The organism is Paenibacillus selenitireducens, assembly GCF_002021565.1.
GTDB classification, from domain to species: Bacteria; Bacillota; Bacilli; order Paenibacillales; family Paenibacillaceae; genus Paenibacillus_K; species Paenibacillus_K selenitireducens.
The window spans coordinates 33,483-54,028 of sequence record NZ_MSZX01000003.1 but is presented as its reverse complement, the minus strand read 5'-3'; the positions used below and the strand labels follow the sequence as shown (position 1 = coordinate 54,028).

Annotated in this window: 20 protein-coding genes; 1 reads left to right on the top strand and 19 read right to left on the bottom strand. The window is 45.7% G+C overall.

Going from position 1 to position 20,546, the window contains the following annotated elements:
* Window positions 1–134: 134 nt before the first annotated feature.
* From BVG16_RS08040 to rpsF, 18 genes are all read right to left on the bottom strand, one after another.
* A complete protein-coding gene (locus BVG16_RS08040) occupies window positions 135–992 on the bottom strand; it encodes a YitT family protein (RefSeq protein ID WP_078498041.1) in 858 nt (285 codons plus the stop codon).
* Between the two features lie 226 nt (window positions 993–1,218).
* Window positions 1,219–2,502: an adenylosuccinate synthase gene (locus BVG16_RS08035; protein WP_078498040.1), complete on the bottom strand. Its 1,284-nt coding sequence runs from the start codon at window positions 2,500–2,502 to the stop codon at window positions 1,219–1,221.
* A gap of 151 nt (window positions 2,503–2,653) precedes the next feature.
* Window positions 2,654–4,018 carry a replicative DNA helicase gene (dnaB, locus tag BVG16_RS08030; RefSeq protein ID WP_078498039.1) on the bottom strand — a complete coding sequence of 455 codons (1,365 nt, stop codon included), beginning with the start codon at window positions 4,016–4,018 and terminating at the stop codon, window positions 2,654–2,656.
* Between the two features lie 2 nt (window positions 4,019–4,020).
* On the bottom strand, window positions 4,021–4,464 hold the full coding sequence (gene rplI / locus BVG16_RS08025; RefSeq protein ID WP_078498038.1) for a 50S ribosomal protein L9: 444 nt from the start codon (window positions 4,462–4,464) through the stop codon (window positions 4,021–4,023).
* Window positions 4,461–6,434, bottom strand: coding sequence for a DHH family phosphoesterase (locus tag BVG16_RS08020; RefSeq protein WP_078498037.1), 1,974 nt, complete (start codon window positions 6,432–6,434; stop codon window positions 4,461–4,463). Before BVG16_RS08020 ends, rplI begins: the two co-directional genes overlap by 4 nt.
* Before the next feature lie 12 nt (window positions 6,435–6,446).
* Window positions 6,447–7,355 (bottom strand): DUF2232 domain-containing protein, encoded by a 909-nt coding sequence (locus BVG16_RS08015; protein WP_233146989.1) that lies wholly within the window; start codon window positions 7,353–7,355, stop codon window positions 6,447–6,449.
* An 11-nt stretch (window positions 7,356–7,366) separates the two neighbouring features.
* Window positions 7,367–7,669, bottom strand: a complete 303-nt coding sequence (locus BVG16_RS08010) for a MazG-like family protein (protein ID WP_078498487.1) — start codon at window positions 7,667–7,669, stop codon at window positions 7,367–7,369.
* Window positions 7,670–7,797: 128 nt separating this feature from the next.
* Window positions 7,798–8,214 carry a CBS domain-containing protein gene (locus tag BVG16_RS08005; protein WP_078498035.1) on the bottom strand — a complete coding sequence of 139 codons (417 nt, stop codon included), beginning with the start codon at window positions 8,212–8,214 and terminating at the stop codon, window positions 7,798–7,800.
* 53 nt (window positions 8,215–8,267) lie between these two features.
* The gene (locus BVG16_RS08000) at window positions 8,268–9,257 is read right to left on the bottom strand and encodes an LCP family protein (RefSeq protein ID WP_078498034.1); all 990 of its coding nucleotides are present in this window, start codon (window positions 9,255–9,257) and stop codon (window positions 8,268–8,270) included.
* Between the two features lie 172 nt (window positions 9,258–9,429).
* Window positions 9,430–10,677, bottom strand: coding sequence for an MFS transporter (locus BVG16_RS07995; protein ID WP_078498033.1), 1,248 nt, complete (start codon window positions 10,675–10,677; stop codon window positions 9,430–9,432).
* Window positions 10,678–10,724: 47 nt separating this feature from the next.
* Window positions 10,725–11,531 (bottom strand): sugar phosphate isomerase/epimerase family protein, encoded by an 807-nt coding sequence (locus BVG16_RS07990; protein WP_078498032.1) that lies wholly within the window; start codon window positions 11,529–11,531, stop codon window positions 10,725–10,727.
* 196 nt (window positions 11,532–11,727) lie between these two features.
* On the bottom strand, window positions 11,728–13,227 hold the full coding sequence (locus BVG16_RS07985; RefSeq protein WP_078498031.1) for a copper amine oxidase N-terminal domain-containing protein: 1,500 nt from the start codon (window positions 13,225–13,227) through the stop codon (window positions 11,728–11,730).
* A 15-nt stretch (window positions 13,228–13,242) separates the two neighbouring features.
* On the bottom strand, window positions 13,243–14,643 hold the full coding sequence (locus BVG16_RS07980; protein WP_078498030.1) for an MBOAT family O-acyltransferase: 1,401 nt from the start codon (window positions 14,641–14,643) through the stop codon (window positions 13,243–13,245).
* Window positions 14,644–14,984: 341 nt separating this feature from the next.
* A complete protein-coding gene (locus BVG16_RS07975; RefSeq protein ID WP_144027327.1) occupies window positions 14,985–16,112 on the bottom strand; it encodes a sensor histidine kinase in 1,128 nt (375 codons plus the stop codon).
* A 5-nt stretch (window positions 16,113–16,117) separates the two neighbouring features.
* Window positions 16,118–16,831, bottom strand: a complete 714-nt coding sequence (locus BVG16_RS07970) for a response regulator transcription factor (protein ID WP_078498028.1) — start codon at window positions 16,829–16,831, stop codon at window positions 16,118–16,120.
* Window positions 16,832–17,155: 324 nt separating this feature from the next.
* Window positions 17,156–17,437, bottom strand: a complete 282-nt coding sequence (gene rpsR, locus BVG16_RS07965) for a 30S ribosomal protein S18 (protein WP_078498027.1) — start codon at window positions 17,435–17,437, stop codon at window positions 17,156–17,158.
* Window positions 17,438–17,457: 20 nt separating this feature from the next.
* A complete protein-coding gene (gene ssb, locus BVG16_RS07960) occupies window positions 17,458–17,952 on the bottom strand; it encodes a single-stranded DNA-binding protein (protein WP_078498026.1) in 495 nt (164 codons plus the stop codon).
* A 43-nt stretch (window positions 17,953–17,995) separates the two neighbouring features.
* A complete protein-coding gene (rpsF, locus tag BVG16_RS07955; protein ID WP_078498025.1) occupies window positions 17,996–18,280 on the bottom strand; it encodes a 30S ribosomal protein S6 in 285 nt (94 codons plus the stop codon).
* Window positions 18,281–18,521: 241 nt separating this feature from the next.
* Here rpsF and BVG16_RS07950 point away from each other — a divergent pair, with 241 nt between their 5' ends.
* Window positions 18,522–18,716, top strand: coding sequence for a YjzC family protein (locus tag BVG16_RS07950; protein WP_078498024.1), 195 nt, complete (start codon window positions 18,522–18,524; stop codon window positions 18,714–18,716).
* Between the two features lie 1,012 nt (window positions 18,717–19,728).
* On the opposite strand, the gene BVG16_RS07945 is transcribed toward BVG16_RS07950, so the two are convergent.
* Window positions 19,729–20,397 (bottom strand): C40 family peptidase, encoded by a 669-nt coding sequence (locus tag BVG16_RS07945; RefSeq protein WP_078498023.1) that lies wholly within the window; start codon window positions 20,395–20,397, stop codon window positions 19,729–19,731.
* Between the last annotated feature and the right edge of the window lie 149 nt (window positions 20,398–20,546).

The window sequence follows — 20,546 nt, the reverse complement described above, 5'->3', positions numbered from 1 at the left end:
CTTCTTAGTATTAACGGAAAAGAATGGGGGCATTCGCGTTTTTAACCATTTTTTATGATATATATTAAACAATCCTCTACATAACAGCAAAAAACCGCACCCCATTTCTGAGGTACGGTTGTTTCATTTGTCATCTATATAACCCGTCGGAAACGGCCCACGACTTCCGCCGTCTGCACGATGTTAATAAAGGCTTTGGGGTCAATCTCCAGCACTCTCTTCCGAAGCATGGGTAGTTCGCTGCGCGTCGTAACCGTCATCAGCATGTAATTGTCCGTATGGCTATAACATCCGTAAGCCTTGACCATCGTAATGCCGTGCGGGAACTTGATCAACTCTTGAGCCATCAGATCGCGCTGCTGCGTAATAATAAAGGCGGTCACCTTCATATGCCGCACATGAATCATATCGATACATTTGCCCTTGATGAATAAGGATAATAGCGAATAGAAGGCCACATCCCAGTTCACCAAGAACCCTAACACAACCAGAATGACAGAGTTTAAGACCGTTAGCACGTTCCCTAACGGGAAATCTCGGTTCTTCGTTACGATGAACCCAATGACATCAAAACCGCCTGTAGACCCCCCTACTCGCAGAGAGTACCCTACGCCGATCGCGATCACGATACCGCCTACGATAGCTCCCATAATCGGATCTGTCGTCACTTGAAATGCGGGAACCACGCCCAACGTCACCGTGGTAACCACAACGGATAACAAGCTAAGCAGAATAAACCTCCGGCCTAGTTCTACCCATCCCCATATAATCAAGGGTAAGTTCAATATAAAGTAAATAACGGATACATCCCAGCCCGCTGCATAATTCGCAATCATCGCGATCCCGGGAACCCCTCCGCTAAGCAATTGATGCGGCGTTAAGAATAACTGAATGCCTATGCCGACAAGCACCCCGCATAATGCGGTGATACCGACATCCTTTAGTGTTTTCATCCACCATTCTCGGGCAGATAATTCTTGTTGCTGTGTCATGATTTAAAACCTTCCTATTCTAAGAAAATGGTGCGCTGATCGCCATCAGCTTGTCTAGAGCGAACTCCACTTTACCACTTTCCTACCATGATGCCTATGACAAATATTGTATATAGACTAAGATATAATTCTTTCATGTGTTCGCCATTAATATGCCCAACTCGCGCAAAAAAGCCCCAATCTTTACGCCTCATAGCGTGAATTGGGGCTTCATCATTTCAAAGACTTAAATATAAATCGGCAATATTTGATTCGTCTGCTCACGGTTACGACCTACGGAGAAGATCGCAATCGGGATACCTGTAAGCTCAGATACGCGATTCACATAGTTGCGAGTTGTCTCTGGCAAGTCAGCCAACGTCTTCGCTCCAGTGATGTCCTCGGACCAACCTGGCATTTCTTCATATACCGCTTCGCATTCTGCAATGGCATTCAAGCTAGCAGGGTAATGATGGATGATTTCGCCACGGTATTTGTAACCTGTACAAATTTTAACCGTTTCAAGGCCTGTTAATACGTCAAGCGAGTTCAAAGACAATCCTGTAATTCCGCTTACGCGACGTGCATGACGGACAACAACGCTGTCGAACCAGCCTACACGACGAGGACGGCCTGTTACCGTACCATACTCATGACCAGCCTCACGGATCGCGTCTCCAACTTCATTATTCAATTCCGTAGGGAATGGGCCATCGCCAACACGTGTCGTGTAAGCTTTCGCTACGCCAATAACTTGTTGAATTTTCGAAGGTCCCACGCCCGAACCGATACATACGCCTCCCGCAGATGGGTTCGACGATGTTACGTATGGATATGTACCTTGGTCGATATCCAACATCACGCCTTGCGCGCCTTCGAATAGTACTTTTTGATCCGCATCAATCGCATCGTTCAAGACAACGGACGTATCTGTAACATACTTACGAATGATTTCGGCATACGCCAAATATTCTTTCAATACTTGATCAACATCAAGCGGCTCTCCACCATATTGTTGGATGAGCGCATTTTTTTCTTTCATCGCATGGCGCAATTTTGCTTCGAATTCAACCGCATCCATTAAGTCTGCGATACGAATACCGCTGCGAGCTGCTTTGTCCATATAAGCCGGACCGATCCCTTTGCGCGTTGTACCAATTTTGTTCTCGCCTTTACGATCTTCTTCGAGTGCATCGATGACCAAATGATACGGTAAAATCACATGCGCGCGATCGCTGATCCGCAAGTTATCTGCCGAGAACCCGTTCTCTTCCACATAATTAATTTCTTCGATTAATGCCTTTGGATTTACAACCAATCCGTTTCCAATGACACAAATTTTGTCTGTATAGAAGATACCAGATGGAATTAAGCTCAATTTATATTTTTTATTATCAATTAAAATGGTATGTCCAGCATTATTACCGCCTTGGTAACGCGCTACAACCTCTGCGCTTTCTGCTAGAAAATCCGTTATTTTTCCTTTACCTTCGTCTCCCCATTGGGTTCCGACAACAACTACTGTTGACACAAATGATTCCCCCGTTTCGGGTGTTCATACACCAAGTTTTTACCACGTTAACGCGGCATGATAAGTTTAGCAGTGTTACTTCCCAAAGTCAAACAATTCCGAACGATTTTCAAAAAAAATAGACGAATGTTCGGAAATATCCGACATTCGTCTAGGCGCTGCCAGGCATAGAGTCTTGATGTGTTCGTTCATAGTTCACGAACTTATTGAAGTTCTTCAAGAAGACAAGTTCAACGGTCCCTACCGGACCATTCCGTTGCTTCGCGATGATAATCTCGATAATGTTCTTCTTCTCGGAGTCCTGATTATAGTAATCATCCCGGTATAAGAAAGCTACGATATCCGCATCTTGCTCAATCGAACCGGATTCCCGCAAGTCCGACATCATCGGACGTTTATCTTGCCGCTGCTCTACACCCCGGCTGAGCTGGGATAACGCAATGACGGGCACTTCAAGCTCACGCGCAATCTGCTTCAAGGTACGTGAGATCTCAGAGACTTCCTGTTGGCGGTTCTCGCCCGCTTTACCGCGGCCGTGAATCAGCTGGAGGTAGTCGATCATAATCATCCCAAGACCCTTCTCCTTCTTCAGACGACGGCATTTCGCACGAATATCGGCAACGGTAACCCCTGGCGTATCATCAATAAAGATATTCGCTTCGGATAACGCACCGATCGCCATCGTGAGCTTCTCCCAATCATCATTCTCTAAAGTCCCCGTCCGCATACGCGTCGCATCCACATTGGATTCCGCACAGATGATACGCTGAACCAACTGTGCGGCGGACATCTCGAGACTGAAGATGGCAACTGTTTCTTTGGCACGAACGCCGACGTTCTGCGCGACATTCAAGGCGAAGGCGGTCTTCCCTACGGAAGGACGTGCGGCAACGATGATCAAGTCATTCCGCTGGAAACCTGCGGTCATCTTATCCAAATCCGTAAATCCAGACGGAATGCCTGTTGTACTACCTTTGTTCATGCTTAGGTTCTCTACGTTCTCGAAGACATCCATTAGAACATCCTTGATCGCTATAAACCCACTGCCTGTCCGGCGGTTCGAAATTTCTAGAATTTTGCGCTCAGCATCGCTCAGCAAATCGCCGACTTCCTCTTCCGAGGCATAGCCGTTATTTACGATTTGCGTAGCCGTACGAATCAGGCGACGAAGCATCGATTTCTCTTCTAGAATCTGTGCATAGTAATCGACGTTCGCGGCCGTAGGCACGGCGTTCGCCAGCTTCGCTAAATACGTCACGCCACCGATATCCTCAAGCTGCTGTTTATCCTGTAACGTAGCCGTTAATGTAATAAGGTCGACCGGCTGATTCTCTTCCCCGAGCTGTACCATCGCAGCATAGATGAATTGATGCCGCGGATCATAGAAGTCCTCTTCTTGAACACGCTCCATGACGGTTATCAAGGCTTCGGAATGTATAAGAATGGCGCCTAATACAGCCTGCTCTGCTTCGAGGTTCTGCGGTGGAATGCGATTGAAGTACAGATCCTCGCTCATGCTTATTCCTCCACGATTTGAACCTTCACTTGCGTCTTCACTTCAGGATGCAGTTTAATGACCACATGCATGGTTCCCAGTGAACGAATCGGGTCATGAAGTTCAATTTTTCTTTTATCAACTTTGAAGCTCATTTTCTCTAACGCTTCAGCAATTTGCTTGCTTGTAATCGCACCGAATAGACGACCGCCTTCACCGGATTTGGCTTTGATGATGACCGCTGTTTCTTCTAATGTTTTACCTAGTGCTTCTGCGTCTGCTTTTTCTTGTGCTTTGCGTTTTTGCTCCGACAAATTTTGTAGCTCTAATGTCTTCACGTTACCGTCTGTTGCTAGGCGCACCAAGCCTCTTGGAATTAGGAAGTTCTGTGCGTACCCTTCAGAGATTTCTTTCACTTCGCCTTTTTTACCTTGACCTTTAACATCTTTTAGGAAGATTACTTTCATTCGAATAACCCCTCTTCTGCTTCAATTTCAGCTAATACTTTCTTCAATTTGGCTTCGGCATCCGCTAGAGTCCCCTCAAGCTGTGCTGCGGCATTCGTTAAATGGCCGCCGCCGCCGAGCCGTTCCATGACAACTTGCACATTCATTTGTCCCAATGAGCGGGCGCTAATACCTATATAACCATCGGGGCGCTCACTTATGACGAAGGATGCGAACACATCCGTCATATTGAGAAGCGCATCCGCGACCTGCGCAATCATTAACTGCGGGAATTTCTGATCGGGTGGCGTGACCGCGAGTGCAATGTGCGTGTAGAGCATTTCCGTGCGCTTCATCACTTCGGCTTTGGCCACATATTCCTTCAAATTCTCTTTCAGCATCGTCTGAATGAGAATCGTATCTGCTCCATTACGACGTAAGAAGCCTGCAGCTTCGAACGTTCTTGAACCTGTCCGCAAGGAGAAGTTCTTCGTATCGACCGTCATCCCAGCCAGAAGCACCGTAGCCTCTAGCGGTTGGAAGACAATGCGATCATGGATATACTGCAATAATTCCGTAACAAGCTCACATGTCGATGACGCGTAGGGTTCCATATAGATCAATACGGCATCATTAATGAACTCTTCACCGCGACGATGGTGATCAATTACCACAACCCTGTTTGTTTGTTGTAACAGGCGTGGTTCCTTGACCATCGAAGCCTTGTGGGTATCCACGACAATCGCGAGCGTGTTCGGCGTCATCTTCTGCATGGCCTGTTCCGGCGTAATGAATTGACTTGCTAACGACTCATTCTGCTGAATTTGGCTCATCATCCTCTGAATGGACGGATTTACGCCCTCAAGCACAATGTAAGCTTCTACTTGCAGCGTCTGTGCCGCCTTCAAGATGCCGACTGCCGCGCCAACCGAATCCATATCCGGCACCTTATGGCCCATAATGATGATCTTATCGCTTGCCGTCATGAAGTCGCGGAGGGCATGCGCGATAACGCGCACCCGGACACGTGTCCGCTTCTCTACCGCATTCGATTTACCGCCATAGAAGGATAATCGTTGTCCTTCCCGAACGGCGACCTGATCACCACCGCGTCCTAGTGCAATATCTAAGCTGGATTGGGCTAACTGCCCCAACTCAATAATATTATCAATACCTGCCGCAATCCCGATACTAATCGTCATCGGCAGCTTATTATCCATTGGCAATTCACGCACTTCATCTAAGATAACAAAGCGCGTCTGCTCGATATCCTTCAGAATATCGTGATCTAGCAGAATCAAATATTTGTCCGAAGTGAGCCGCTTCATATAAATCTGATGATCATGCGCCCATTCCGTAATATGATTCGTAACACGTGCAAGCACCGTCGCCCGCTGCTGGTCATCCAAGCCCTGCGTTAATTCATCCAAATTGTCGAGCATGACAACCCCAATGACTAACTTCTCGGACTCATACTTGCGCCGCAATGTCACGAGATCCGTAACATCTCGGAAATAAATCAGCCGTTCATCCTGCTTCGGAATAACCAAGAAGATTCGATCCTGAACGACAATCTCGTTCTGCATGATCTTCTCGCGGTCCTTCTCTTTCTGAAATTGAAGACCCGGGAAAACTTCCTTCAGCGGTTCTCCAATCACGGATTCACGACCCAGCATTTTCAATACAAATGGATTATGCCACTCGATTAATTTCTCTTCATCAAATAAAATCACACCAAAAGGCAGCTCGTTAATGACATCGTTGCCTGTGCGCTTTACGCGATACGTTAATGTAGCGACATATTCATTCATATCTTTGCGGAAAGCCTTCTCCGCATTCCATGCGTAAACTCCTAGGACCCCAATCGCTATCAATCCCGCTATACCGAGCACCCAGTTATACCAAGCAAGCGCGATGATTAGAATTAACATCATCACTAGCGACCATACTTTATGGTAACCGTGCCACCGTTGAAATAAATATTTAGGCATCCTCTTCTCACCCTACATTTTAGGTTTGACTAAGCTTTGGCGAATTGGAAACGCAATGTCCATCAGCCCAATGATCCGCAGCGGTGGAAAAATAAACAACGGAATCATCAACAAGAATGGAATAATTTTGTTCCATTTTTTGGCATGAGCCACGAAGAAGAAGAAACAGACCGTTTGGATCATAAAGGCAATCTTTAGAACAGGCAATAAGTTCAGAAGAACAATCGATACAAAAGATGTATCGGTTGGTGAAATGAACATATCCGCTAGAACCGCGATGAAGTAATACCAAATGAGTGAACGCGGAAGCATCCATTCACGTAAAGGCTTGAATTTCGCCGCCTCTACACCCTGTCTATTTAGAATACGCTGACTAATGGCATGCGTGACAGCCGCGATCATGACCGAGCTGAAGATTAATGCGAACGGCAGCATCGAAGTCATCATCGCAATCAGGTCATCCGTCATTTTAGGCGTCCAGCCTACAGGCATTAAATTCGCAGACTGCAGCGGATCGATGCTGGTACGAATGGCTTCGCCTAAATATTCATTAAAGTTAAAGCCTAGCAGCGTATTCATGACGAACAACATAATAATCGATTCGATGAGAATCGTGATTGTGCCGTTGAACAAGACAGATATCGCGGTTGATTTCCGGCGATATAGCCGACCCATAACGATGGCTGGAATCGTAAAATAGATGGCAAAAAGAATTGCGGCTGAACCAAAGGTCCCCATCGCGAGAAACGCCACCAGCCATACCAGCAACATATGAATAATAAACGATCTTACACTTAATGTGGCGTACAGAATAACGATTGGAATCGCAATGAAGCTAATCGTTACAATCTGAAACGGAGTAAATAGCGACAATATCAGCAGCAGGGCAATCACGCTCCATGCTACCGACGACCAGCGCATTTTCAATATGTTCACCTCTTACGTAAATGTTCTTCAAGCGCGGAGATGTCTTGGTACCAGTCTTCAAGCTGGTGTCCCTCTTGCTTATGTTTCTTAAGTTTCTCAAGAATGCTGTCATCTAATTCCTTATGCGACACGCCAAGACGGCGGCCGAGGATATAGCTGCTCACAATTAAGCTGGAAAGACTGTCAACGACGCGAGTCGTGCTGCCTTCCCACAAAGATTTAAACAGTCGTGAAACGTGATCAAGCACTTCCGTCTTAAGCCACTCAATCACCTTGGCACGTTTGGCCAAATCCATTTCTTTCTGCATCTTTGTCACCCGCACTCTCTCCCTGGATAGAAAAACGCTTTATGCTCGATTATAACATAAAAAAGACTGCATTGTCCCAATGTGACGTTGACGCTGCAGTCTGTGATCGTTGTACTTATGTGCTATGCTTACGCCTGAGCTGCGAATACTTTCTTCTCGCAATAACTAATGATTTCGGAACGTCTGACGATCCCGATAAACTTATTCATATCATCCACCACAGGAACAAAGTTCTGTACTTTGGCAAGACTGATTAAATCTTCCATATTCGAATCGATGAGGACAGGTTTGTTCGCACTGCGCAAGGGTACATCCTTCAACAAGACTTTGGACGCATTTTCGAACGTGATTTTCCCTTCGGAATTCTTCATGAACCAGAGCAAGTCTCCCTCTGTGCATGTTCCTACATATTCCCCTATTTCCGATAACACCGGCACAGATGTGAACCGATGATATTCCATTCGTTCTAACGTCTGGCGCAATGTGCTTTCTTGTGTCAAGCAAACCACTTCATTTTTTGGCAACAAGAAAAAAGCTATATTCATGTTTCCCCTTAACCTCCCTATGTCTGACGACATTCGGATACGCTCTAGCGCTCTTACTCCGCTTGAGGCACCATTAAATTCTCTGCCTTTGTATCCGGATCCATCCAATTATCGATCAAATTGTGAATATACGTAACGTCCTTCTCATCCGGAATGTAGTACCATATATTATTCGACTTCCGTCCGCCCTCACCCTTTAAGGTGTAACTATATATTTCCTGATGATCTGCCTGAAACACGTCTTTGGCCAAATCAATCATATTCTTCGGTTCAATATCTGTTGCGAAATTACTGCCCATAATATCAATAAGTGCTGGAATTTTAGAAATTTGATTTAGGCTTGTCACGCGATCCAGAATAGCATTTACGAAAATCATATTACGACTAGAACGGTTAAGATGGTCATCTTCCCGATAGCGGACATAATATAAGGCTTCTTGACCGGAATAAATTGGCTTACCGCCTTTGACCGTAAATTTCTCATGTTCAGCGGCTTTGTTCACGATATCCTTCTCAATCGGCAGCTTCACGCCACCTAGCGCATCCACGACATCGATGAACCCTTGGAAGTTAATGGACGCATAATGATTTACAGGCTCATCCACCAATTTCGAGACCGAGTCCATAATCATCTTCTTACCGCCGAAAGCATAGGCATGATTGATTTTATCGAATTTATCCTTGCCTACGATTTCTGTATACGTATCCCTCGGGATCGATACCATTAAGATCTTATCGTCCTTGGGGCGAGCGACTGTATAAATAATCGTATCCGACCGCCCAACTTCCTTCCCGCGTTGATCAACGCCTAATAACAGGATGGAAAAAGGCTTCGCATCGGGTCCTTTTATCACCGTTTCGGGTGTAGGCTGGGCGCCTTCGATAGGCTCATAAGAGCCTTCCAGCTTCTTCTCCACATGTCCGGAAAAGAACACGTCAAAGGCCAACACCGCCAGCTGCTTCCTGAATAAAAATCCGCTAAGAAGCACCAGTGCCACAATGGGCAATATAATATAGATCTTTTTAGGTTTATTGTTGGTCATGTTTGATTTCCCTTTATTCTAGAGTAGTACTGATATTGTGCCATACCCACAGGATCTTTTATTTGCGGGGATTTATGGGCACAGTCTCGTGATGTATCTCAACTCCTTTCTTCAGCAAGCGCTTGAACGATTTACCTTTATGGTACAACATTTGTATAGCCCTTCGCAAAATTCAGTCCATCGGCGTTCCGGAAGACGTTGGCAACTGTTCGTAATTATGTCTTGTCTCCTGTACCCACATCATAATGAATCCGATTACACCAATAATGCTGATAAACCCTGTGATCGTATACATGACGCGCGGTCCGTAATTCTGATACAAGAACCCGCCCAACGCCCCGGCAATGACACCTGAGATTCCATTCCATGACAGTGAATAAGCAGCCTGACCAGAGGATCTTTGTTCACGCGGAATAATCTGTTCCGTAAACTGCGTCCCAATGTACATGTAACAGCCAAACGTAATGCAATGCATTAATTGAATGAACAAAACCATCGTCGGCGATACCACCATCGACATGAAGAACCACCGCAGGGTAAATAGGATGCTTACGATCATAATACAGAATAGCATATGTGATTTATGCTTGGATAAATAACGATCCAAGAGCATAAAGATTGGCGCCTCAAAAATGGACGACATAAATATAGCTAATCCCACATACGTAAGCGAACCGCCTAAGTCCTGGATGAATAACGACATGAACGTACTGTTAATCATATTAGGAACCGAGATCAGCACGCCTAACGCAATAAACATCATGAAATATTTGTTCCGATATACACTTTTGCCCGCAGCTTCTTGCATCTCCGCAGTCTGTCTCCTCTTGACCCGCTGCACGCTCTTCCCCATTGGTGGGGAGAAATCAGGCAGCCGGATGGCATTCACGAAGCAGCAGAGCATAAGTGCGGCATAGACCCACTCTAAATGTTCGACGCCAATCCATGTCATGATCGGTCCAGAGATGAATGCAATGATGGCCCACCCTAATGAACCCCACATGCGGAACGATCCGAATTTATAATCTGTACCGTCAATCGCGGTTAGGATAAGACTCGTGCTCTGCGTAAATATAGGACTCTGAAAGAAATAAAAACAGATTAAAGCCGCATACAGAAAAACGACGCTGCTCATTTGAAATGCCATCATAATAAATAGAAAATTGCCTACAAGCAGAATATATAAGATTCGACGAACATTCTGCATTCGATCACTCCAATATCCCCAGAAAGGATTGGCTAGAAGCGACACGAACGGCCCGCAAGCGAGCAATGCACTAATCTGCACCTTACTTAATCCCGCATCCGATAGGTACACCGGCAAATATGCGGATAACACAGCTAATGCGCCATATACAAAAAATAAATACATGCGCAGCGAGGATAAACCACGAATCTGTTTGGTACCTGATGTTCCCACGTATGCTCCTCCGATGGCTGTTTTTTCAATAAGAGTTCCTTCCGGTATTACAGCAGTGTGGCCCCCATTTGTTTCAAGTAGGCCGCCTTCACCGCGCTGACATAACTCTCAATCTCCGCATAAGGTGCGGCTTGCGCATAATATTCAACGCCCCAATAACCTTCGTAGCCATGATCGAAAAGGACCTGCATCCGTTCCTCGATTTGATGCGGCTTCACGTGTTTGGGATCGAGATGGACATGGAATACCCATGGCGCTAGGAGCGAATCCCCTATATCAGCATCGCTGTCCCAACGACCCATATGCAGAAGAATCCCATACGCGGGATGATTGACGGCTTGCGCCAGCTTCTCCATGAGTTTCGGCATGCGCGAAGGTCCCATATGATTTTCAGGCCCAATTCGATATCCGCCATCTGCCGCCCGCTGGGCGAATTCTTGGTACCTCATGACGGTATACTCAAATTGCTCCTCTGTCATATCTGTTGAGCCATGGCCTCCGGTATCAATACGTACCGAACGTGCACCCAAGTATTCAGCAATATCCAAATGAGCCAAAGCGTTCTGATAGAGTAATTCTCGTTTCTCCGGATTTGGATCCCAGAGATGTGCGCCATCCACCGCAAGATTAGGCAGCTCCATCTCTCGCTCGAGCAGCGCTAATTTTATTTTACGAATATATTCAGCATCTTTTAACTTACAAATCTCTTCGCTTAAATCGGCAAAAAAACCATTCCATAACCCCGCTGCGTCCACGCGATAGCGGTACTTCAAGCTTTCCAAATAACCAAAGGTGTCTATCATCTCTTGCTGCAATAAATGGAAAAACGAAAATCCTTCAATCGATATTTTCATTTTGTTTCCTCCATCTTCCACAGATAATCGATAGGTCAAGTATGTATCTCACGGTATGCCAACCCCTATTGTAACGCTTTCATTTAAATTATTCTACGGTATCTATCAATTTGCAGCACCTGATGGACAGAACTCCACAACCGAAAAAAGCCGATCATTCCGTAGAATGTTCGACTTCTATTTTATGATATACCTTTTATTGGGGATTTAGGGACAAGTCTATCGCGGTCGTCTGACCCTCCTTGTGCTGCTCTACGGTCCACCCCAAATACGCAGCAACTTCACTAATCGGAATCAACGATAATCCCTCATCCAAATATGGCGCTGCCTTCAGTTGCACGTGCTGACCATCCGCAGTAGCTTCCAGATTGCCTACGGTTACGGAGAGCGTATGCTGATTGCGCTTCAACATGAGCGTTTTCGTCGCTTGATCCCAGGACATCTCTGCGTCAAGTAAGTTCATGGCTTCTTTCACAGGGACCAATAACTCTCCATCCGTGAGCAGGCGGTGGGTAAAAGGAGCAACCTCGCCCTGTAGACGGACGGCAACATTCTCCACTTCATTCGCTGCATTCAGCACTGCCGTCTTCGCGTCATAGGTCATCACATCGTTAAAATTTTGGACATTTGCTGCGGTTACCCGATATTTCGTATCGTCACGCCCCACCGCTTGGGCAATCCATGAATTCACCTGCTGGTTATGATGGGAAAGGTCTTTATATAAATCCAGGTTATAGGTCCACGCGCGTTCCGTCTGAAAATCATACAATTTGACGTTACCATAAGCTGTGAACTGCTCGAACATCCATGTTTTCATTGCAAGCTGATTATTGAACCGCGTTGGATTGGTGTTATACCAGACCACCTGGCGAAGCACGCTATAGGGCGGGTAATAGAAGTAGAATTGCACATCGGGATAAGCTTGAACAAGGGACAGAATATGGTCTGTGAAGTTCGCTTGAATTACCTCGATGCTCTCTTCGTTCCCCTCAAAGTACGTCTCTTCCTTATTGGCTTTGGCATACGATGCCGCGGTCCGATCCTTGCCGAACGTGACTAGACCATTCCAATTATTCAGATACTCTAGGTTCTGCGTCACCTTTCCCTTCATGTTGGCTTTGAGACTGCGGAAGAATTGCTGGTACACCGAGTAATTGAACCAGTACTTATAATCATTCCATAATTGATCGTCGTACATATAATCTGGAAAATATTTTTTTGCATCCGCTTCAGTACTGTTCTTGAGCGAGAAATAATCCAACCCCCACAGCACCTTTTTGACTTTCCCGGTTTCGAGTGCAAGCTTTGCTATTTTATAATGTTCGTCCGCCCTCGATCCCTCCATCGAAAGTTTCATTGTCGTCCCACCCAGTGCGTTGTTCACCTCGGATGGAAGGAAATTTTCCGTCATTGATGTACCGATAATAATCGTGTCGTAATCATAGTTCTTTGCGAGCCCGGGATTCTGATAGCGCTCCTCCCAGGATAACAATGGCGTATAGCCAATACCTCTATGGTAGAACTGCAGCGGATCAATAAGTGCCGTAAACAAGGCAACGGTGACCGCAAGAATCAGAGATATGCTTAGAAACTGTAGAACCATACGTTTTGGGCGCGCTCGCTTTTTCGATAAGTTAGCTTGGCGTTGCCGCCGCGTTGACGCCTCTGGATGAGACGGTTGGATAGGATTCTCCATGTCGATCTCTCCTTTCTAGAAATTGAAATATAAGAACGTTGTGATCCGATTCAGGAACAAAAGCGAAACCACAAGCATTACCCCCATCATCAACGCCGTTCTGCCCGATGGTCGGAATCGTGCTAGCCTTTCGGACGAATTGTAAGCTCCAATGATGACGAATAGGGAGATTAGGATTAGAAGGATTGGAGCCAGATGACTGCGGATGGCTGACCATCCCCAGCCGTTCAAACCAGCCATGCCTTTAAGCAAATGTATCGCTTGTCCTACATCCTCGGAACGGAAGAATACCCATGTCACATTGATGAATCCGAAGGTGATGCTCCACGCGAGCCATTTCGGCAGCTTCCATCCTACCTTCACGCTCCATACGCGTTGGACACCTTGCCCTACGCCATGCAGGAGCCCCCAGAGAATAAATGTCCATCCGGCACCATGCCATAACCCCCCGAGCACGAAGGTAATGATCGTATTGCGAATGGCCATCCAGAAGCCCTTTCGATTGCCCCCGAGCGGAATGTAGATATAATCTCTCAGGAACCGGCTTAACGTCATATGCCATCTTCTCCAGAAATCTTGAATGGTTAAGGCTTTGTAGGGAGAATTGAAGTTCTGCGGGAGCTTGATGTTAAAGACTAAGGCAATCCCAATCGCCATGTCGGTATAACCGCTGAAATCGAAATATAGTTGAAAAGTGTACGATAAAGCAGCAATCCATGTGTCCGTAAAATGCACGGCTGAGGCAAAACCGCTATCAGCATAGGAGGCGAAAGTGTCTGCGATCACGACCTTCTTGAACAATCCTAGACATAGCATGTAAGCGCCTTGGGCTGCGTTGTGCCAGTTCCACAGTTTATTCTTCAGCCGCTCAAATTGCGGCATCATTTCGCCGTGATGCAGGATCGGGCCCGCGATCAGATGCGGATAGAACGTAACGAACAGCATATAGTCCACATAGTGATACGCATGGGCTTTACCGCGATGTACATCGACGAGATAGGCAATTTGGGTAAACGTGAAGAAGCTGATTCCGAGCGGCAAGACCACCTGAATGAACGGGAACGTGTGCCCGGTTAACTCATGCAGGTTCTCTAAGAAAAATCCTGCGTATTTATAGTAGCCGAGCAGCAGCAGGTTCGCGCTGAGCCCTGCGATAAGCGCCCATTTTCGGCGGCGCATAGACACTGCCTTCGTATCGGCCAGCTTGGCTAACCAGCGACCCATCGCATAGTTGAAGGTAATTGAAGCGATGATCAAGGGGATGTATTTGATATTCCACCAGCCGTAGAAGACCAGGGACGATAGCGTAAGCCACCATTGTGCGGCACGTGTATATTTGCAGCGGTTAAGTATGAAATAGACCGCAACGGTCGCCGGGAAGAATAGGAATAAAAAGGAGTAGGTATTGAATAACATAGGCGTCTCATCCTTTAATTTGGGTTGAAGTACGTTAATACCCAATATAAAGGGGAGATCTTAACAACGGGGTGGCTGAGTTCTTAACATTTTCTTAATTAAAAAAGAACAAGACAGGGATGAGCTGTCTTGTTCTTGTAGAGAAGCTGCTCAGGCATGATGAACAGAACTCTGGTGTGAGGGGTATCCGCTTCCGTCGCTGTTGTAACCAGGAATGTTGAATTGATAAAGTGGAATATTCCCGGTTACAAAGGCGATCGCCAGGTCTCTTCAGCAGATACCCCTCAACTCCTTTGTTCACCGTTTCATCACAACCCAAATACTCCTCAACCAACAACTCCCTACTCCTCCCCGTCTTGCTCCAGGGGCGCGAGGGGAAAACTCGTTACGAACTCCGTCTGTTTCTTCGAGCTCGTCACGGATATCGTACCGCCATGGATCTCGACGATGCTCTTCGAGATGGCAAGTCCAAGGCCGCTTCCGCCCGTGTCCTTCGAACGGGACTTGTCCACGCGATAGAATCGCTCGAAGACATGCGGCAGATCCCTTGCAGGAATCGGTTCTCCATAATTCTTCACGCTCACGGTTGCCTGTCCATCCTTTTCGATTACCGTGATGTCGATGACTTGACCGCCACTGCCGTAACGCACGGCATTTGATAGGAGATTGTCGTACACCCGGATGAGCTCACCGGCATCCGCCTTCATCATGACCGGTGTATCTGTGGTCTGGATGCGATAACGCATCCCTGCTTGCTCTAGCACAGGTACGAATTCCTCAGCTAGCTGTTGGAGCAACGGGTTTAGATCGATCCGTTCGAACTGGAGAGGTATCTCATTGCTCGTAATACGGGTATATTCGAAAAGGTCATCGATCAGCTTTTTGAGACTAATCGATTTGTCATACACAATGCTCGTAATATAGCGGAATTCCACTTCGTCCTTATATCGATCGTCTTCAATGTATTGTAGGAACCCGATAATCGAGGTCAGCGGCGTTCTTAAATCATGCGATACCCCTGTAATCAGATCATTCTTCGCTTTCATGGCGGCGCGCTCTTCCTCGATCGAAGCTCGAAGCCGTGCCGTCATGAAGTTGATCTGACTTGCGACATCGCCTAACTCATCCGACGCTTTCACCTGAATATGATGGGTTAGCTCCCCATCGGTGATTTCTTTCAACCCCATCGAAATATCATCCAAGCGCCGCACCATGGAATTGATATAAATGAAGAAAAACACGATAAATAACAGGATCCCTATAAAGATCATCATCCAGGCCGAGCTTATATTTTGAATCACCCACCTCAGGAGCTTGGTTCCGAAGAACGAGGATGAAGGATTCAACCAGAGCAGCAGTGAAGACGAAAAATAACAGAGCATGAGAATGATTGCGACGGAAAGTGAACTAGCTGCCACGACCAGGAGCATTTTCCACGTTAGTTTACGAGTCCAATGAATTCGCTTCATCCCCATCACTTCCGTATTCCTTCGATTTTATCGATCTTGTAGCCTACGCCCCATATGGTTTTGATAAATTTAGGCGCTCTAGGGTTCGGCTCGATCTTTTCACGAATTTTACGAATATGAACCATCACCGTGTTATTCGAATCCATGTAGGTGTCTTTCCATACGTTCTCGTAGATTTGTTCCATGCTAAGAACCAGGCCTTGATTTCTGGCCAACAGCTCTAATATCGCGAACTCGCGAGGCGTCAGCTTCACGACATTTCCGTCGACCGTCACCTCATGGGTCGAAATATTAATAACTAAATCATCAATGACCATCTGTTCCTCGTTCGATGATCCATTCGATGCATAATTGTTATACCGTCGCAGCTGTGATTTAACGCGCGCAATCAGCTCCAGCGGGCTAAAGGGTTTCGTGACGTAATCATCCGCGCCAAGGCTTAATCCGGTTATTTTATCTATTTCCTGCCCTTTTGCAGACAAGAAGATAATTGGCATTTGATGTTCTTCCCGAATTTTCATGCAGACTTGCAACCCGTCCATGACAGGCATCATAATATCCAGAATGATAAGGTCAACGGATTCTTTCTCGACCCATTCCAACGCTTGCTTGCCATTACTGGCGGTGAGCAGGCGGTAGCCTTCATTTTGCAAAAAAACTTGCATAAGCTTGATGATATCCGCTTCATCATCCACTAACAGAATCGTTCCATGTTTCATGTCGATGTTCCTTTCGGCGTATCTTTCCTTTTTTATGTATGGCTTTATTGTAGCCCAAAGGGTCAAGCGTGTTCAATATAGTCAAAAATTATTAATAATGGTATATTTTTGATAAAAAGGATGCGTGATCTTCACGATGATCTGGAGATTTATACAAGAAAACAAACGAATGGTTTGGATATCTATACTTGTGGGGTTCTTCATCCCTATATCTCTCTGGCTAACATTCATTTGGTTATCGCTGAGATATGAATAATAGGAACATCAAAAAAGCCTGCCGAGACCAAGGTCTCAGGCAGGCTTCTTATACACGATGATTACTGATTACTCAGTTGTGTATGGCAACAATGCGATTTGACGGGAACGTTTAACCGCGATTGTCAACAAGCGTTGGTATTTAGCGCTTGTACCCGTTACACGACGAGGAAGAATTTTTCCACGCTCACTGATAAATTTGCGAAGCAAATCAGTATCTTTATAATCAATGTGAGTAATTTTGTTTACTGTGAAGTAGCAAACTTTCCGACGTTTGTTGCGTCCGCCACGGCGGCCGCCGAATTTCTTCTCGCCACGCTCTTCATTGTTATCTCTTTGCTTAAAGCTCATTCGTTGTCAGTCCTTTCCAATTAAAATGGCAAATCATCATCCGAAATATCAATCGGTTTTCCGTCATCGGAAAAAGGATCTTGATTGTTGCTGCGCGATGTATTCCGGTTGCTTCCTTGACCGCTTCCGCCGCCAGATCCACCACCGCCGAAACCACCTGAGCTTTGAGTCTCTTCACGAGATCCGCCTTCACGATTTCCAGACTCCAAGAAACGCACATTATCAGCAATAACTTCAGTCACGTATACACGTTTTCCTTCGTTATTCTCATAATTACGAACTTGAATACGACCTTCTACCGCGGTTAAGCGACCTTTACGCAAATAATTTGCGCAAGTCTCTGCGAGTTGTCTCCACGTGACGACCGGAATGAAATCCGCTTCACGTTCGCCGCCTTGGCTCGAGAACGGACGATCTACTGCAATCGTAAATTGCGTCACTGCAACACCCGCAGGCGTGTAGCGCAATTCTGGATCACGTGTGAGTCGACCGATAAGAATTACACGGTTTAACAATAAAGTCCCCTCCTTCAACGATCAATTACAAATCATGCGTCAATTAAGCAACGTCTTGAGTGATCAGGTAACGAATGACTTCATCAGAAATCTTCATCACACGCTCAAGTTCCGCTACAACAGCTGGTTCAGCTGTGAAGTTAACTAGGACATAATGTCCGTCACGGAACTTCTTGATCTCATACGCAAGACGGCGTTTACCGAGCACATCGTGCTTTGTAATCTCTCCACCGTTGGAGATGATGCCTTGGAATTTTTCGACTGCTGCTTGAACAACTTCCTGCTCGATATCAGTACGAATAATGTACATCACTTCATATTTGCGCATACTTTCACCTCCTCTTGGACTTAGCGGCCCTCAAATCTCGTTGAGAGCAAGGGGCACGAGATAAACTCGCACCCAAAGAGTATACCAAATCCACCATCGACCTGCAAGTACCGCTTTGTGGGAGATAAGTTGTAAGCTGATTCTCTACGGCTTTATTGGGAACATTTCTCCACTCATGAACCGGGGGCATTTCGCTCAAAATAAACGAGTACTGCTCTTTTATAATCAGGAGGTGGCCCCCATGGGTGAAAAGACAGAATTTGAACCAGGCGACAAAGTTCCGAATAACGGCACTTATATGGAAGTCGGCGAAGCAAGCTTTCACTCCGAGATCCAGAATCCGCAGCTGGTTGATCTGAAGCGTGGCGACACGTTCCCAGAGACGACGAACAAAGATCGGAAGTGGAAAAAGAAAATCAAGGCGATGGTTCATTAATCATCCCGCCAATTATTTTTCGGCAACTAAAAGTATAAATGTGGTGGAAATGAACACAATAAGTTTTGTCGATGCAAGAGAGGTGTGGTTCCGTTGAACTATTCAGCAGAACATGACCAAGGAGATCTTGAAGTTTACTCAGCATAGAAAGCGAGTGGATGTGCTAAAGGCTACCGTCTGTAACACATTAGTATTGCCACAAACAATACCAACGAAGCTGTAAATGATGTGTACCCCGTAAAGAATTCCAAAACGAACATCGACACCAAAAACAAGGACCCCTAAAAAGGTCCTTTTTGGTTTTCTAAGCCTCTTTTAAGCCTACACAAAATCTTTTCAATTCGTGTATAAAGATGTCGAATAGGAACATAATAAGTATTGTCGATGCACAAAAGACATGGCACTGTTGATCACTCAACAGCAACATGACTTAGGAAACTAAGTTACACGGCATGGACAGCATCGTGTGAAGACCACAAGTCTGAACACATCCGTTGTATTGCTCACGGCAATACACATGAGCTGAAATGAAGTGTAACCGAATGTTCCGACGCGGACATCGGCCACCAGAAAAAGGACCCCTAAAAAGGTCCTTTTTTGCTATTCGCACACATGGTTGGCCCTCTAAAACTTTTTTCTTAGAACCCTGTATAAAGATGTCGAAATTGAACATAATAAGTCTTGTCGGTGCAAGAGAGGTGTGGTTCCGTTGAATTATTCAGCAGAACATGACCAAGGAGATCTTGAAGTTCATTAGCATAGAAAGCGAGTGGATGTGTCGTAGACTACCGTCTGTAAAACACATGAATGTATTGTCTCACAACAATGCGTAACAACGAGCTGAAATGAAAGTGTATCGTAAAAGAATTCCAACTAACTAACACCGATACCAACAAAGGACCCCTAAAAAGGTCCTTTTTGGTTTCTATCTGCATCTGCTATCCCTTTATATTCTTACCGCCAGAGAAATTTTATGACAAAGGCAGAGCCTTAAAAGACTCTGCCTTAATTATTAATCTTGATTGTTTTCCGTATAATGATGTCTTGATCTTTTTTTATGGTAACTATGTTTTTGCGATTGTGTAGGGGCTTGATAAGTTGGCTGCGTATTTGTGTCAGCGGGTTGCGACGGTTGTACGCTTGGTTGGGATTCCGGCGGTGTGGCTTGTCCATTGTCTGGAATGACACGGCGAGCCGTAACAAACGAACGATCCCAAGCACTGCCAGAGAAATTAGAAATCGTAACGCCAATTCCTACACGGTAAGTGTGAAGTAATTTATCATTGCCCATATAGATACTAACATGATTGATCACGCCGTCGTGATTCGTATCCGAGAAGACCAAATCTCCTGGTTGTAGCTGACTTTTATCAACCTTAGTTCCTACAGTGGATTGTTGTCTAGAGTTACGCGGAAGATTGATTCCATTTTGTTTAAATACATATTGTGTGAATGAAGAACAATCGAATGCATCGGTTCTCCCCGCTTTTGCACTAAATTGATATGGAACTCCTAAGAACTGTTGGCCTGTTGCGATGACTTGATCTGCAATCGAAGTACTCGCTGCTGCGGCACTAACAGGTTGTGGTGTAGCAAACATACTTATCGAAAAAGCGACTGAGAGGCTAAGACTGATTCCCACCAGCATTTTACCAATAGGTTTCTTCTTTGTATTATTCATAATGTCCTCCTCGTGTTCTGGATCGTATAAGGTGCACCCACGACTACCTTAACACAGATAAAAAATACATAAATTACCTGAAACCTTGCAAAATGAGACGACTCTTGGTTCGTATGAATTTTATTAGAGAACCATGAGAATTATTTGAT